Source organism: Rossellomorea sp. KS-H15a (assembly GCF_024195245.1).
Taxonomy (GTDB): domain Bacteria; phylum Bacillota; class Bacilli; order Bacillales; family Bacillaceae_B; genus Rossellomorea; species Rossellomorea vietnamensis.
Genome location: NZ_CP096886.1, coordinates 1,130,295 through 1,144,937 on the forward strand (window position 1 = coordinate 1,130,295; position 14,643 = coordinate 1,144,937).

Here is a 14,643-nt window from a genome sequence, read left to right on the forward strand (position 1 = left end):
TTTTTTGTTTGGGGTCTGCTTTTGTTCAGCTGCTGAATAATGGATGGAAATCAGCAGCTGAATAACGCTCGAGCTTCACCTGTCAAAATTCTAAAGAAATTCAGCAGCTGAACCCCCATCGTCACACATTCCCCATAATTATTTTCAAGAAACAGGGTAATCACCCGTCCTTTTAGGGTAAAAATAGAAAAGTAGATCATGAATGTGGAGGAGAGCCGATTGAGTAAACATGAAAGATTCGACTGTATCGGAATCGGGATCGGGCCGTACAATTTAAGTTTGGCTGCCTTGATGGAGGAAAGGACCGATCTGAAGGTGAAGTTCTTCGATCAGACCCCTGAGTTTCAGTGGCATCCGGGAATGCTGATCAACCTGACAGATTTGCAGGTGCCGTTCATCGCGGACCTGGTGACGTTTGCGAATCCACAGAGCCGGTACAGTTATTTGAATTATTTACATACCCATAATCGTTTATATAAATTTTTCTTTTTTCAAAAGTTTGAAATGCCGCGTCAGGAATACAATGAGTACGCCCGCTGGGTCTCGGGGCAACTGAGCTCATGTCAATTTCACAGTGAAGTGATCGGGGTAACGGATGTTGGCGACTGTTATAAAGTGGTGGTCGATAACCGGCTGGAAGATGAGCGTGAGGTTTATTATGCGAAGCATATTGTGATGGGAACGGGAAGCAAGCCTCTTATTCTAAAAGGAATGGAAGGGTTGCCGGATGAGGACGTCCATCACACGAGTAAGTATCTGTTCCATAAAAAAACGACGATGGAAGGGGCCTCCATCACGATAGTGGGATCCGGTCAAAGTGCAGCCGAGGTATTCTTTGATTTATTGAAGGAGCAGGAAAATCATTCGTATCAGCTCTCGTGGCTGACCCGTTCCGAAGGGATCCTGCAGCTTGAATCGTCAAAGCTCGGGCAGGAATTCTTCGCACCTGACTATGTGGATTATTTCCATGAACTCTCGTATGAAAAGCGGATGGAAGCCCTGAAAACCCTCGATCAGCTCAGAAACGGGATCGATCCGGACACCCTGAACAATATTTATAACATTCTCTATAACCACTCAGTCAGAGACCAGTCAACCCGCACGACCATCCAGCCCCTGACGGAAGTGAACGAGGTCCGGGATGAAGGGGATGGTTACGTCTTGAGCTGCCGCCAATGGCAGGAAAATCGCGAATTCACGTATCAAAGCGATAAAGTGATTTTAGCGACAGGGTACAAGCCAAATATTCCTGAATGGTTTTTTGAGGAGTTCGAAGACAAAATCCTGTGGGAAGATGATAAGAAATTCAAAGTCTCCCGGAACTATCAGCTTCAATTTAAAGAAAAGCCGGATCGCGAACATCATTTTTACACCGTGACGAATCTGGAGCACTCCCACGGGGCCGGGGCGACGAATCTTGGATTGGCCGTCGACCGGAATATCCATATCATCAACGACATCATGGGGAAAGAAGTGTATGAAGTACAAAGGAATACGATCTTCTCCCAATTCACGATGGGTAATGATGGGTTTTAATCTATGTGTGCCGGGTAAAGTATAAGTGTGATAAGAAATCAAACAATAATAGGAGTGTTATATTTTATGGCTAAGATCGCAACATTAATTACAGACATGTTTGAAGACGTAGAATTTACAGATCCTGAAAAAGCGTTTAAAGAAGCAGGCCACGAGGTCGTGACGATTGAGAAGGAAAAAGGAAAATCAGTCAAAGGCAAACAGGGTGATGCAACGGTGAAAATCGATGAAAGCATCGATGACGTCAATCCTGCAGACTTTGATGCCTTACTATTACCAGGTGGATTTTCTCCGGATCAGCTCCGAGCAGATGACCGTTTCGTGACATTCACCAAGCATTTCATGGATGAGAAAAAGCCGGTATTCGCGATTTGCCACGGACCACAATTACTCATTACGGCAAAAGCACTGGAAGGACGAAAAGCAACGGGCTTCAAGTCCATCAAAGTGGATATGGAATATGCAGGTGTGACATACGAAGATAAAGAAGTCGTCGTGTGTGGCAATCAGCTTGTAACCAGCAGAACACCAGATGATATCCCGGCGTTCAACCGTGAATCATTGGCGCTTCTTTCTAAATAAGACAAGTAAATGAAAGGGGACATTCCCCAAGGTATTTTGTACCTTTGAGGGAATGTCCCCTTTTTTAAGTGACGGTTCACGCTTTTCTTCTAAGGTTCCCCATTTCTTCAATGATGGCGTTCATCTCGCTCGGGCTGAAATGATCCTTGCGATTCACCATGACATAAAGGTCGTGGAGATCCTCGTACATTTCTTCATTGAAATCTTCAGGCTTGACGGCACCTGCATTGACCATTCTCAATTTTTCCTTAATCGCTGTGACCATGTATTCGATGTTTTCTGCTGTGTTCTGTGATAAATCCATCTCTGAATCGTCCTTTCTGACGTGCAGTGTAGTACATTTATCTTTCCATGATTCCTTCATCCTGTCAATAAGGCATGGATAGAAGAGGATTTTTTTCAGAGAATGTTTTACACTATAAAGGAATGGGAAATGAGTAGATAAGCTAATACGTGAGAATGCTGCCAGAAAGTACATGATGTAGTGGAATCCGGCTGCAGCCGATTGCTGAATAAAAAAAGACAATCATTTGAAGGAGGGTAATACATATGGGAAGAAATAAGTTTTACAAAGGGGTCATGCTTGGTGCTGTTGCAGGGGGGATTCTGTCTCTACTGGACAGATCGACACGTCAGGAAGTGGGCTCCACTTTAAAGAACAGTGGACAGTACATCTCCACCTACTCAAGAAATCCTCAGAGATTGCTTGAGACATCAAAGGAAGTGTATGAGAAACTTCGCATGACGGCAGATCAGGTCTCGAGGGACATTCACTTCATCAGTGAAAAGGTAGATGAAATCAAAGGGATGACCCCTCAGGTGAAAGAGATCATCGAGGAGACGAAAGAAACGTTTGAAGACTCATCAGAAGCATATAAAGATACATTTTCAGGTCATGAACCATCGAATGAACTAACTGCTCAGGATGAAGAGAGCCAGCCGATTGCTTCTTCATTTAAGGGGTATTAACGAAATGAGGTGAAAGCATGTCGGATGAGACGGTCAAAGGAGAATGGAAAGGATTTTCGAAAAGTCTTTTCGCCAATATCAGTGCGAATGACGTAACGGGCCTTGCTGCGCAAATTGCCTATTACTTTCTTTTATCGCTCTTCCCACTGCTGATATTTATTGTCTCCCTTCTCCCGTATCTTCCCTTTGAACAGGGGGATATCCTTGGATTGGTAAGGGACTTTGCACCGGGTGAAACGATGTCGATGATCGAGGAAACACTGCAGGACGTCATGTCCAACCGCAATTCCGGTTTACTGTCCGTCAGTATCATTGCCACGATCTGGTCGGCATCCAATGGGATGAATGCCATAGTGAAGAGCTTGAACCGGGCATATGATGTCGAGGAAACCAGATCATTCATTGCCACGCGCCTGATGTCCATTCTGTTGACATTCGCCATGATCCTGGTATTTGTCATCGCTCTCCTGCTTCCGGTATTCGGAAAACAGATTGGTCTATTCCTCTTTTCTCAATTTGGATTTTCAGATCAATTCTTAACGATATGGAACGGGATACGCTGGGCAATCACTCCCATCATCCTCTTTATCATTTTCGTCGGATTGTATTATTTCGCTCCAAGTAAACGGATTAAATGTTTAAGTGCGTTTCCGGGAGCGATCTTTGCAACGCTTGGATGGGTACTTGCGTCCTTGGCCTTTTCGTATTATGTGGGAAGCTATGGGAATTATTCCGCCACATACGGCAGCATTGGTGGAATCATCGTACTCATGATCTGGTTCTACTTAACGGGAATCATCATCATGATCGGTGGAGAAATCAATGCACTCGTCACGATTAAAGACAAGGATTCGTGTTAAAATAGGGGAAATCATCCCCTGGACATAGGAAAGGTTGAAGTAGGGGAAGATTCTATTAAACATTCATGTTTAAGGGGTCTTCTTTTTTTATGTGCTAGAGAAAGCGAGGTGGGGAATATGTTAATTGCCGCAATGGTCGAACGGCTCGGCATCATCGTGACGATTGCCTTTGTGATGACGAGGATCAGCTTCTTTCGGCATCTGATTGAAAAACGCACCCACGTGAAGAAATCCCAGACGCTCCTCCTGATCCTGCTGTTTGGGTTCTTCGGGATCGTTGGTACATATACAGGATTGATCGTGAATCCGTTTCAGGAAGAATATACGAAATGGCAGTGGCATCTTCAACAGAATGAAGCGATTGCGAACTCGCGCGTAATCGGTGTCGTGGTGGCAGGACTCCTCGGTGGTCCCTGGATCGGTCTAGGGGCCGGACTGGTGGCGGGTGTCCACCGGTATTTCCTTGGTGGATTCACGGCGTTCTCATGCGGGATCTCGACGGTGCTTGCAGGTCTGTTGGCAGGATGGATCGGAAAGCAGGAAAAGAAAAACAGGCTCGTTTCTCCGCAAAAGGCGTTCCTTGTCGGCTTTATTGCAGAGGGGATGCAGATGCTTCTCATCCTGTTATTGTCGAAGCCATTTGACGATGCTTACTTGCTCGTGTCTGACATCGGTTGGCCGATGATTCTCGCCAATGGCGTCGGGACCGGGATTTTCCTGCTTATCATCAAGAGTGTATTTCAAGAAGAGGAACGGATGGGGGCTGCTCAGTCACAGAAAGCACTGCGCCTGGCAGACAGTACAGTGCAATACATGCGAAAAGGATTGAATGCATCGTCAGCCCGGGCGACATGTGAAATCCTCATGAGGGATGTCAATGCCCTGGCCGTTTCCATCACGAATACATCCCACATCCTCGCTCATGTCGGGCTTGCATCTGATCATCACCATGAAGGGCGGCCGATCCAAACGGAAGCTACGAAGCGGGTCATCGAAACCGGTGAGCTCATGAAGGTGGGGCGGGAGGATATCCAGTGTGATCGGAGCGGGTGTCCACTAGGAGCGGCCATCATGGCCCCGCTTTTAAAAGGGGATGAAATCGTCGGGACCCTTAAATTCTATTTTCATTCCGAAAAGGAAATTTCACCGATATTGATGGAGTTAACCAAGGGGATTGCGACACTTCTCAGCCATCAGCTGGAGCTTGCTGAAATCGATACCCATAAGGAGCTGGCGAAGGAGTCCGAAGTAAAGGCACTCCAGGCTCAGATCAACCCTCATTTTCTGTTCAATACGATCAATGTCATTGTGTCATTGACCCGGATCAATCCCGATAAGGCCAGGACACTGCTCATTTCCCTTTCCCAATTCGTCCGCCAGAATCTGACGGGGAGCACGAAATCAACGTCCACTCTCAAAGAAGAAGGACAGCATGTCAAAGCATACCTGGCCATTGAAGAAGCACGATTCTTTGACCGGCTGAAAGTTGAGTATCACATCGATGAAGAGGCTTTACAGGCGAAAGTCCCATCCATCACCCTTCAGCCCCTGGTGGAAAATGCGATCAAGCATGGGATGAAACATGTAGAAGAAGGGTTTGTGTTAACGATCTCCATAAGGAAAGAAGGGGAGAAAGTGACCGTCAGCGTGACGGATAATGGATGTGGCATCGCTGAAGACAGACTGAGTAAGCTATTATCGGAGCCCGTTGAATCAGAGGCAGGCACAGGGATCGGCCTATACAATGTGAACAAACGCCTGGAAATGATGATGGGAAAAGAAGCAGGGCTGAAGATCTCATCGACAAAGGAAAGCGGGACCACCGTTGCCTTTACGTTAAGGAGTGAAAAGGAATGAAAATCGCAATCATCGATGATGAACCATACAGCCGTGAGGAAATGAAGCATCTCCTCGGCAGTTATACCTGGGCAGAGGTGGTCGGGGAAGCAAGCTCAGCCGAAAAGGGCCTCGAAATCATACTGACGAAAGAGCCTGACGTCCTGTTCCTGGACATCGAGATGCCCGGCATGAGCGGAGTGGATCTCGCCGAGGCCCTTCAAAACATGAAGCATAAGCCGGAAATCGTCTTCGCCACGGCGTACCCTGACTATGCCCTTAAAGCATTCCGGGTCGAGGCTGTCGATTACCTGCTGAAACCTTTTGAAGAGGATCAGCTTGCCCAAACGATGGAGAGACTGAAGTCTTTAGTGAAGGTCGAACCTCGTGAAAATCCATCCCTCGGGAAACTGGCCGTCCATGATGAGGACAAGATTGTATTCGTCAAGCCGGAGGATATTCTCTACATTTTCAGGGAAGAGCGGGAAACGTTCATCTGTACGGAAAAAAAGAAATACACGTGCAGGCTGCCAATCAAGGAATTGGAAGCCAAACTGAGCACCTATCCATTCTTCCGCGTCCACAAAAGCTATCTCGTTCAGCTGCCCTTTGTGGAAGAGCTGATTCCATGGGGGAGCGGCGTATACCAGCTGAAGGTTCATGGGGCCGATGAGGCGATTCCGGTGAGCCGGAATTATGTGAAGGAGTTGCGGGAGCGGTTGGAGTTGTAGTTGTCGTTAGTGTGTAGTATGGCTGTACCAGGTACAATCGGTGGGATTTGTACCTGGTACATTTTTTGATTTTTGTGCCAGGTACAAAATGGTTGATGGGTGCCTGGTACATTCCTGGCTTTTGGTGCCAGGCACAAATCCAGCATTCGGTGCCAGGCACCCATCAATTCCACCATGCACAATAATCCCCTCCCAGAACATCTCAACCCCAATTTTCGACATCTTAAACAGAATGTGACGAAAATGTGAATATGCTTGCTATAATGAAAGCGTATTCATAACTGAACGAAAGGGGATCATATACATGGTCACATTCCTGATCTCGATTGTTGTCTTAATTATTGGTTACTTCACATATGGAAAATTGATTGAAAAGATTTTTGGAGTGAATGAAAGTCGTTCCACCCCTGCTTATGCAAAGGCAGACGGAGTCGACTACGTCCCAATGGACACGAAGCGTAACTCCATGATCCAGCTGTTGAATATCGCTGGTGTCGGCCCGATCTTCGGCCCGATCATGGGAGCATTATACGGACCGGTCGCTTTCCTTTGGATCGTAATCGGGGCGATTTTTGCCGGAGCGGTCCATGATTACTTGACAGGGATGATTTCAATCCGTAACGGAGGGGCTCATTTACCGGAGCTTGCAGGGCGTTTCCTTGGCAAAACGATGAAGCATGTGGTGAACGCATTCTCGATCCTGTTACTTGTATTGGTAGGGACAGTGTTCGTTACCGCTCCTGCAGCACTGATTGCGAATATGACTCCGGCATGGATTTCACTAGGTGTCATCATTGCAGCGATCTTCATTTACTATATTGTCGCAACATTACTTCCGATCGATAAAATCATCGGTAAAGTGTATCCGCTGTTCGGAGCACTGCTTCTGATCAGTGCAGTAGGAATCGGAGCAGGATTGGTGATTACGGGAGCGGATATTCCTGAAGTATCCCTGACGAATATGCATCCTGATTCTGTAGCTATTTTCCCTTTATTATTCTTGACGATCTCTTGCGGGGCCCTTTCAGGTTTCCATGCAACACAGTCACCGATCATTTCAAGAACGACTCAAAACGAAAAGAACGGACGCAAAATTTTCTACGGTATGATGATTTTAGAAGCGATCATTGCGATGATCTGGGCAGCAGCAGCCATGAGCTTGTTCGAGCCTGGTGAACTGAATGCGATCTTGAAAGACGGAGGACCTGCCGCAGTCGTGAGCGAAGTGTCTGTTCTGATGCTTGGTTCCATCGGCGGAACGCTTGCCATCCTTGGGGTCATCGTTCTTCCGATCACTTCCGGTGATACTTCATTCCGAAGTGCACGTATGATCATTGCGGATTACATCAAAGTCGGACAGGCGAAAATGTCCAGCCGCCTTTGGATCGCCGTTCCACTGTTCGTGATTTCAGTCGTACTGACACGCATGGACTTCAATCTCTTATGGAGATACTTCTCATGGGCGAACCAATCGACGGCGATGATTGCTCTTTGGGTAGGTGCTATGTATCTTGCCCTTCAAAAGAAACCACACTGGGTCGCAACGATCCCGGCCATCTTTATGACGATGGTGACGTTCACGTATATCCTGAACGCTCCGATTGGATTCGGGCTTTCCATGGGCACAGCCTATATGGGAGCTACCGTCATAACGATTGTGTCAATCCTTGCCTTTATCTACACATTACGAAAGCGCTTAAACGATGGTAGCGTCATACAGGTCGACGAAGACGTGCCGCAGCCAGCAGCGTAAATGGAGAGTTTTCCGGTTATTACCGGGAAACTCTTTTCTTTTTTTGTACAAAATAATAAGGATTCACAAACTATGTCTTGGGAGTGATTCAACATGACAAAGAAAACGAAAAAAGACGGCGGTACAAAGCAAAATCAAAACGCCAAGCCGAAACATAAAACATCCGGTTCTGCAAACGGACAGAATGGATATCACTAGAAATATTTTTTCGCCAATCCTTTACGGGGTTGGCTTATTTTCTTTTTTAGGCAGATGTCTTTATTCCGTAGGATGTATTATAATGGAGGTAGTTTCAAAAATTTAGTAGTCTCAAAAAGGAGATCCCATTATGTCGAATACTAATGATCAACAAATACAGCCAGAAAAGAAAAAAATCAGCCTTCAGGAAGCGATGAAGCAACAGCTTGCGAAGAAGAAAGAAGCACAGGCAGGCGGCAAGCAGGCAACAGGCGGTCTTGCATCCAACCAACGTATGCAAAGTCAGCAAACGAAGAAGCCAAGCAATACCCGCCGGAAGATGGGTAGCTAATTGGGGAGAGGAGCACTCGTTAGGAGAGTGCTCTTTTTTTTGTGGAATGGTCGGTATCGTGAGAAACGGTCGATACATTCAATTCGAAACTCCTCACCGCAAGGAACCCCAAATGAAATCCCCCTACCGGAAAAAATCAAACCTTTTCCCCTCGACACTCGTCAAAGTAGTAGAAAAGAGGTGAGTTCCCATTGAATGAGGGTCCAGCATACGAAATTCCTATCTCCAAGGATGATTTACTCGAAGAAGTGATGAGTCAATATGGAAAAGAAGTGCTATATATAGCATATTCCTACGTAAAGGATTACCGCTTAGCCGAGGATATTGCTCAAGAGGTGTTTATCAAGTTCTATCAGCGGGTTGATTCGTTCCGAAATGAATCTTCTCTGAAGACCTGGATCATTAGGATTGCGATCAATCAGAGCAAGGATCATCTTAAAAAGTGGGAAACGAGGAAGCTTCTTTTTTCGAATAAACTAAGTGAAATTCTACATGAGTTCACAGGTAATAATCCTCAAACTCAAGTCTTACATAAAGAAACAAGCAAGGAGCTGCATCGGAAGCTACTGTCCCTTCCAGTTAAGTATAGGGAAGTACTGTTTCTGTATTATTATGAAGAGTTGAAAGTCTCAGAGATCGCCGAATGCTTGGAAATCAACATCAATACAGCTAAAACAAGATTGAAGACAGCGAAAGAGAAACTGAAAAAATGTATCCAAAAGGGGTGCCTTATGATGGATAGGGAACTTCAGCAACAGATTAGAAAAATGACGGATGAGGGATTGAGGGGCTTTGATTTTGACAACAAAATGAAGGAAAAAGTCAGGAATAGAGCAGGCGGTGAAGTACTGAAAAAAGAATACCGGCGCAGGTGGTATGCCCCTTTTATCAGTTTGGGGATCATTCTCATCCTTCTTTTCGGGTTTGCGGTAGTGAAGGGAGAGCAATGGGGATTCTTGGGGAGCGAGAGGTTGAGTGGTTTCTTTACCAATAAGTCTAATTTTGATGTGGAGATACGGTATGATGGCGGTATGACAGTAAGTACTTTTACGGACTCCCTGACCAGCGAGGATGGGGAGAGGAAAGAGTTGTTCTTTACAAAGCAGGAAACCCAGGAGATTTTTACAAAAGTGGAGAGTTTGAACTTGAAAGAAGAAACATATCTTTCTGATGAGGAAAGTTGTTATAGTCAACCGAATCGAAGCTATGTCATGAAGATCAGAATGAATCGGGAAACGTATGAATACCGGTATTCTGACTGCAATACGACTGCTGACGCCAGGGAACTGGATGAACTCAGGGAACTTATCATTCAAATCGTAAACCGGAAACCGGGGTATAGAGATTTTCTGAAACAAAAGCTGATCATGTAATTTTCATTTACTTTCCACCCCAGCCATGCTATCATAATAAAAATTTCAAAAAAATGCCATGAAGAGAAGAGTAGATATCAAGACTTCTTTAAAGAGAGCTCCGGCAGCTGAAAAGGGGCAGGAAAGACGATGTTGAACCAAGACTCTGAGCAGCGCATCGGAACCGGCAGCGGGGATGGTGTGACGGGAGCTCCCGTTACGGAGCTAGGGTATACGCCGATGGGCCGTACCCGAAAAGGCCGGTATGGTGACATACTGGTGAACTGGGGTGGCACCGCGATATAGAATCTCGCCCCCAAGACCAACGTCTTGGGGGTGGGATTTTTTTGTTGTACACAAATCGCGGGGAGGAATAGTGGATGAAAAAGTGGAAGGATCCTATGTTGCTTTTATCGGGTATCGGAATTTCGAGTATTGGCGGATGGATTTATCTGATTGCCCTTAATTTGATTGTATTGGATGAGTGGGGGTCACCTGTGGCGGTGGTGATGTTATACGTGTTGAAGCCAGTTGCGGCGCTTATCACGAACGGTTGGGCCGGGAGTTTGATTGACCGGGTCAATAAGCGGAATCTGATGGCGGCATTGGACTTTTTCAGGGCCGTGTTGATTGCGGCTTTGCCATTCCTTGCGACGGATTGGTGGATGTATGTTGTCGTGCTTTTCATCAATATGGGGAGTGCTGTCTTTTATCCGGCGTCGATGGCTTATACCACAACGTTGATTCCGAAGGGGAACAGGCAGCGGTTCAATGCTCTTCGGGGACTCGTGGGGTCGGGGGCATTTCTGATCGGGCCCGGGGTGGCGGGGATCTTATTCCTGATGGGAACACCGGATTTTGCCCTTTATATGAACGCTCTTGCCCTTTTGTTATCAGGGGTGATCACCCTGTTTTTGCCTAAACTTAAGGGGGGTTCATCGAATCAAACAAGTACCTTCCACTGGGAAATCATTAAGGATGATTGGCGGGTGGTATGGGGTTTCAGCAAGAGATCGGCTTACGTGATGATCCTGTACGTATTTTTCACGTGCATGCTCGTGATGACGGCTGCCATCGATTCCCTTGAAGCCGCTTTTTCTAAAGATATGCTGCATCTCTCCAATAGTACCTACGGATATCTCGTGAGCATTGCAGGGGGAGGGTTTGTACTGGGATCTCTCCTGAATGCGGCGTTGTCTCATAAGCTTCATCATATGCACCTCATGGGTGTCGGCTCTGTCATCGTCTCCGTTGGGTATATCATATATGCATTTTCACATGACTTCTTGACGATTGGGATTGGATTTGCTCTTTTATCCTTTGCCCTGGCCTTTGCGACAACAGGGTTCGAGACTTTTTATCAAGAACATATCCCTGTTGAAATCATGGGGCGGGTAGGGAGTCTGTATGGGTTGCTTGAAGGGGTCCTTGTCATCTTGCTGACGGTTCTGATCGGACTGGGGGCAGAGGTGGTGTCGATTCGGGCTGCCGTCGCTGGAGGTTCGATCGTCATGCTTGTGATCACCCTGGTTTTATGGGGAGCAATGAGGAAGAATTCTTGGAAAAAACAGTTAAAATATAATTCAGAATGTTATAATAAATAAAAACGCACTCATGAAGGAGGTTCGCGGATGAAGATGACGGTGGATCAATATTGGGATAAATGGGAAGAGCTGATGAGTCGGGAAGAAGCGAGCTTTGAAAAGTGGGATGGGTTGGAGGATCTGTTGTTCATCGCCCAAAAAGAAGGGGATCTCTATAAGGAATTCTGCTGTCGGTTTGGAATCATGAGGACCGTCAACTATCTTGGGGAGTATGAGGAATTATTCGATCATTTCGAATGGTGCAACGGGTTCTTTTTAGATAATGAAGAGAACTTGGAGGATTGGGTGGAAAGCTTCCTCTGGATCTATAAATGGATGGCGGAGCATCTGGTGAAGATGCCGGGCATTGAAATGGAGCTCCTGGATGCATTTTTCAATGACTTTCAGGAAGCGTATGACCGCTACGGATACAGTCTACGCCCTTATTATCAACATCAGCATAAACGGGCTTTGAAGACAGGTGAAATAAAGGACGCCCACGATTATTATCATGAATGGCTCGCCGCAGAACGGGATTCCCTGGCGGATTGTGAAGCGTGTGAATATCAGACACAGCTTGAGTATTTCTATTTAACAGGGGAAAAGGAGAAGGCGGCTCCAATCGAGAAGCTGTTATTATCCAAAGAAGTGTGCTGCGGGGAAATTCCACATCTTACGTACAGCAAGCTGCTCCTTCCTTATTATGAGGACGGCCGGTTGGAGGAAGCCGTACGTTACCAATCTGAGGGATACTTTTTCATTTACGATAAACCTCACTTTCTCATTGAGGCCTCTGAGCATATCCGGTTTCTAGCTTTAACGGAACCTCTTAGGGGCATTAAGGTATTGGAGCGCCACATTGAGTATGCCGACAGCGGAAAAGATCCGTATGGGATGTTCTATTTTTATATGAGTGCCATCGTCCTCCACCGGAAGCTCTTGGAAGCGGGGCATCGCCCGGGCTTCGCCGTGGATGTAATGAGTGAAGTGGCCGAGGAAATTGCGGGAGATTTCGATGAAAGGAATGGGAATGATTTCTTTGAACGGGAAATGGAACGGTTTTATTCCCTCTAACAGATATTGACACCCTCATGGAATCTCTATATAATCATCTAAAATAACTGAAACATTGAAGAGGATCAGTAAAGGGATCTTGTCTTTTCAGAGAGGGAGCGGTTTGGTGAGAAGCTCCCATGGATGAACCTTTGAACCTGCCTCCTAGTTCTGTATCGAATGAAGATATCAGCGGTCCGAAACCGTTATCATGGAATGAGTGTAAAGCTTTGCTTTGAATCAGGGTGGTACCGCCAGAAATGGTCCCTGATGAGAAGCAGGGCTTTTTTTGTTACCGTCGGGCGGTTCGCTGAATGTGGAATTTCGCTGATAAAATGAAAATTCCGCTGATATATCCGGGATTTCGCCGATAAATCGAAAATTCCGCTGATAAAACCAATCCAACCAAAAAACGAGGTGCTCTCAAATGGCTAAAGAATTTGTAAAAGATGTAACGGGCATGGATGAAGACTTTGCCCAGTGGTACACCGATGTCGTGACGAAGGCGGAGCTGATCGACTACTCGAGCGTCCGGGGCTCAATGATCATCAGACCATACGGATACGCAATCTGGGAAAACATCAAGGATGCCCTTGATGCGAAAATCAAGGAAACCGGGCATGAAAATGTGTATATGCCCCTTTTTATACCGGAAAGCCTGCTGCAAAAAGAGAAAGATCATATCGAAGGATTCGCTCCTGAAGTCGCATGGGTGACCCATGGCGGAGATGAGGAGTTAGCGGAACGGCTATGCGTCCGTCCGACGTCCGAGGTGTTATTCGGTGAGCATTATAAAAACATCATCCATTCCTACCGGGACCTGCCGAAGCTCTACAACCAGTGGGCGAATGTGGTTCGCTGGGAAAAGACGACCCGTCCGTTCCTCCGAACGCTTGAGTTCCTGTGGCAGGAAGGCCATACATGTCACGAGACCGATCAGGATGCTCATGAGGAAACGGTTCAGATGCTCGAAGTATACGCAGAGCTTTGTGAAGAGATGCTGGCGATTCCAGTCATCAAAGGTCAGAAAACAGAGAAAGAGAAATTTGCCGGTGCGAAATATACGTACACGATCGAAAGTTTAATGCATGACGGGAAAGCGTTGCAATCAGGAACGTCCCATCATCTCGGGGACGGATTTGCGAAATCATTCGGCATCCAGTTCACGGACCGTGACGGCAAGCTTCAATATGTCCAGCAAACATCATGGGGACTCACCACCCGCATCATCGGGGCCATGATCATGGTGCACGGGGACGACAGGGGACTTGTCGTGCCGCCACGGATTGCTCCGACCCAGCTGATAATCGTGCCGATCGCCCAGCATAAAGAAGGTGTCCTTGATTTTGCCTATAACCTGAAGACACAGCTTGCAGGTGTTGCCCGCGTCGGGATCGATGCCAGTGACAAAAAGCCGGGCTGGAAATTCAATGAATATGAAATGAAGGGGATTCCACTCCGCCTGGAAGTCGGTCCGCGGGATATCGAGAACGGGCAGGTGATTCTGGCGAGACGTGATACCGGGGAAAAAATCACGGTCACGATGGAAGAGCTGGAAGGGAAAGTGACAGCGCTCCTCGAAGACATTCAACGCAATCTATTGGAAAAAGCGAGACAACACCGCGAAGAAAAAACGACGGTCGCCAAAACGTTTGATGAGTTCAAAACGACGTTGAATGAAAAAGGCGGTTTCATCAAAGCGATGTGGTGCGGAGACCGTGCCTGTGAAGATAAAATCAAGGAAGAAACGAGTGCCACATCACGATGCATGCCGTTTGAACAGGAGCAGGTGTCCGATACGTGCGTGTGCTGTGAAAAGGATGCGAAACAGTTGGTCTACTGGGCGAAGGCGTATTGAG

General features: G+C 46.7%; 13 protein-coding genes and 2 other annotated features. Of the genes, 12 read left to right on the forward strand and 1 reads right to left on the reverse strand.

All coding sequences use genetic code 11. The features are described from left to right. Window positions 1-219 precede the first annotated feature (219 nt). On the forward strand, window positions 220-1,536 hold the full coding sequence (locus tag M1J35_RS05630) for a lysine N(6)-hydroxylase/L-ornithine N(5)-oxygenase family protein (RefSeq protein WP_254652965.1): 1,317 nt from the start codon (window positions 220-222) through the stop codon (window positions 1,534-1,536). A gap of 66 nt (window positions 1,537-1,602) precedes the next feature. Next, window positions 1,603-2,118, forward strand: a complete 516-nt coding sequence (locus tag M1J35_RS05635) for a type 1 glutamine amidotransferase domain-containing protein (RefSeq protein WP_079530796.1) — start codon at window positions 1,603-1,605, stop codon at window positions 2,116-2,118. A gap of 76 nt (window positions 2,119-2,194) precedes the next feature. Here the strand turns inward: M1J35_RS05635 and M1J35_RS05640 are convergent, their stop codons facing one another. Beyond that, window positions 2,195-2,422: a DUF1128 domain-containing protein gene (locus M1J35_RS05640; RefSeq protein WP_034761256.1), complete on the reverse strand. Its 228-nt coding sequence runs from the start codon at window positions 2,420-2,422 to the stop codon at window positions 2,195-2,197. Window positions 2,423-2,667: 245 nt separating this feature from the next. On the opposite strand from M1J35_RS05640, the gene M1J35_RS05645 reads away from it, so the two are divergent. From M1J35_RS05645 to proS, 10 genes are all read left to right on the forward strand, one after another. Further along, window positions 2,668-3,087, forward strand: a complete 420-nt coding sequence (locus M1J35_RS05645; RefSeq protein ID WP_051758354.1) for a hypothetical protein — start codon at window positions 2,668-2,670, stop codon at window positions 3,085-3,087. A gap of 17 nt (window positions 3,088-3,104) precedes the next feature. Continuing rightward, complete coding sequence (locus M1J35_RS05650) at window positions 3,105-3,947, forward strand: YihY/virulence factor BrkB family protein (protein WP_254652966.1); 843 nt, start codon at window positions 3,105-3,107, stop codon at window positions 3,945-3,947. Between the two features lie 117 nt (window positions 3,948-4,064). After that, window positions 4,065-5,804, forward strand: coding sequence for a sensor histidine kinase (locus M1J35_RS05655; RefSeq protein WP_254652967.1), 1,740 nt, complete (start codon window positions 4,065-4,067; stop codon window positions 5,802-5,804). Beyond that, window positions 5,801-6,514, forward strand: a complete 714-nt coding sequence (locus tag M1J35_RS05660) for a LytR/AlgR family response regulator transcription factor (protein ID WP_224521407.1) — start codon at window positions 5,801-5,803, stop codon at window positions 6,512-6,514. The genes M1J35_RS05655 and M1J35_RS05660 overlap by 4 nt, the downstream gene beginning before the upstream one ends. 304 nt (window positions 6,515-6,818) lie before the next feature. Next, window positions 6,819-8,267, forward strand: coding sequence for a carbon starvation CstA family protein (locus M1J35_RS05665; protein ID WP_254652968.1), 1,449 nt, complete (start codon window positions 6,819-6,821; stop codon window positions 8,265-8,267). A gap of 328 nt (window positions 8,268-8,595) precedes the next feature. Next, the gene (locus M1J35_RS05670; RefSeq protein WP_034761269.1) at window positions 8,596-8,796 is read left to right on the forward strand and encodes a hypothetical protein; all 201 of its coding nucleotides are present in this window, start codon (window positions 8,596-8,598) and stop codon (window positions 8,794-8,796) included. 191 nt (window positions 8,797-8,987) lie between these two features. Next, window positions 8,988-10,169, forward strand: coding sequence for a sigma-70 family RNA polymerase sigma factor (locus tag M1J35_RS05675; protein ID WP_254652969.1), 1,182 nt, complete (start codon window positions 8,988-8,990; stop codon window positions 10,167-10,169). 49 nt (window positions 10,170-10,218) lie between these two features. Further along, window positions 10,219-10,469: a binding site (T-box leader), on the forward strand. Between the two features lie 59 nt (window positions 10,470-10,528). Further along, window positions 10,529-11,752 carry an MFS transporter gene (locus M1J35_RS05680; protein WP_254652970.1) on the forward strand — a complete coding sequence of 408 codons (1,224 nt, stop codon included), beginning with the start codon at window positions 10,529-10,531 and terminating at the stop codon, window positions 11,750-11,752. Window positions 11,753-11,779: 27 nt separating this feature from the next. Continuing rightward, window positions 11,780-12,805: a hypothetical protein gene (locus M1J35_RS05685; protein ID WP_229597402.1), complete on the forward strand. Its 1,026-nt coding sequence runs from the start codon at window positions 11,780-11,782 to the stop codon at window positions 12,803-12,805. A gap of 46 nt (window positions 12,806-12,851) precedes the next feature. After that, window positions 12,852-13,056 (forward strand) — a binding site (T-box leader). 155 nt (window positions 13,057-13,211) lie between these two features. Continuing rightward, entirely contained in the window at window positions 13,212-14,642 is a 1,431-nt protein-coding gene (proS, locus tag M1J35_RS05690) for a proline--tRNA ligase (protein WP_254652971.1), read from the forward strand. Window position 14,643 lies beyond the last annotated feature (1 nt).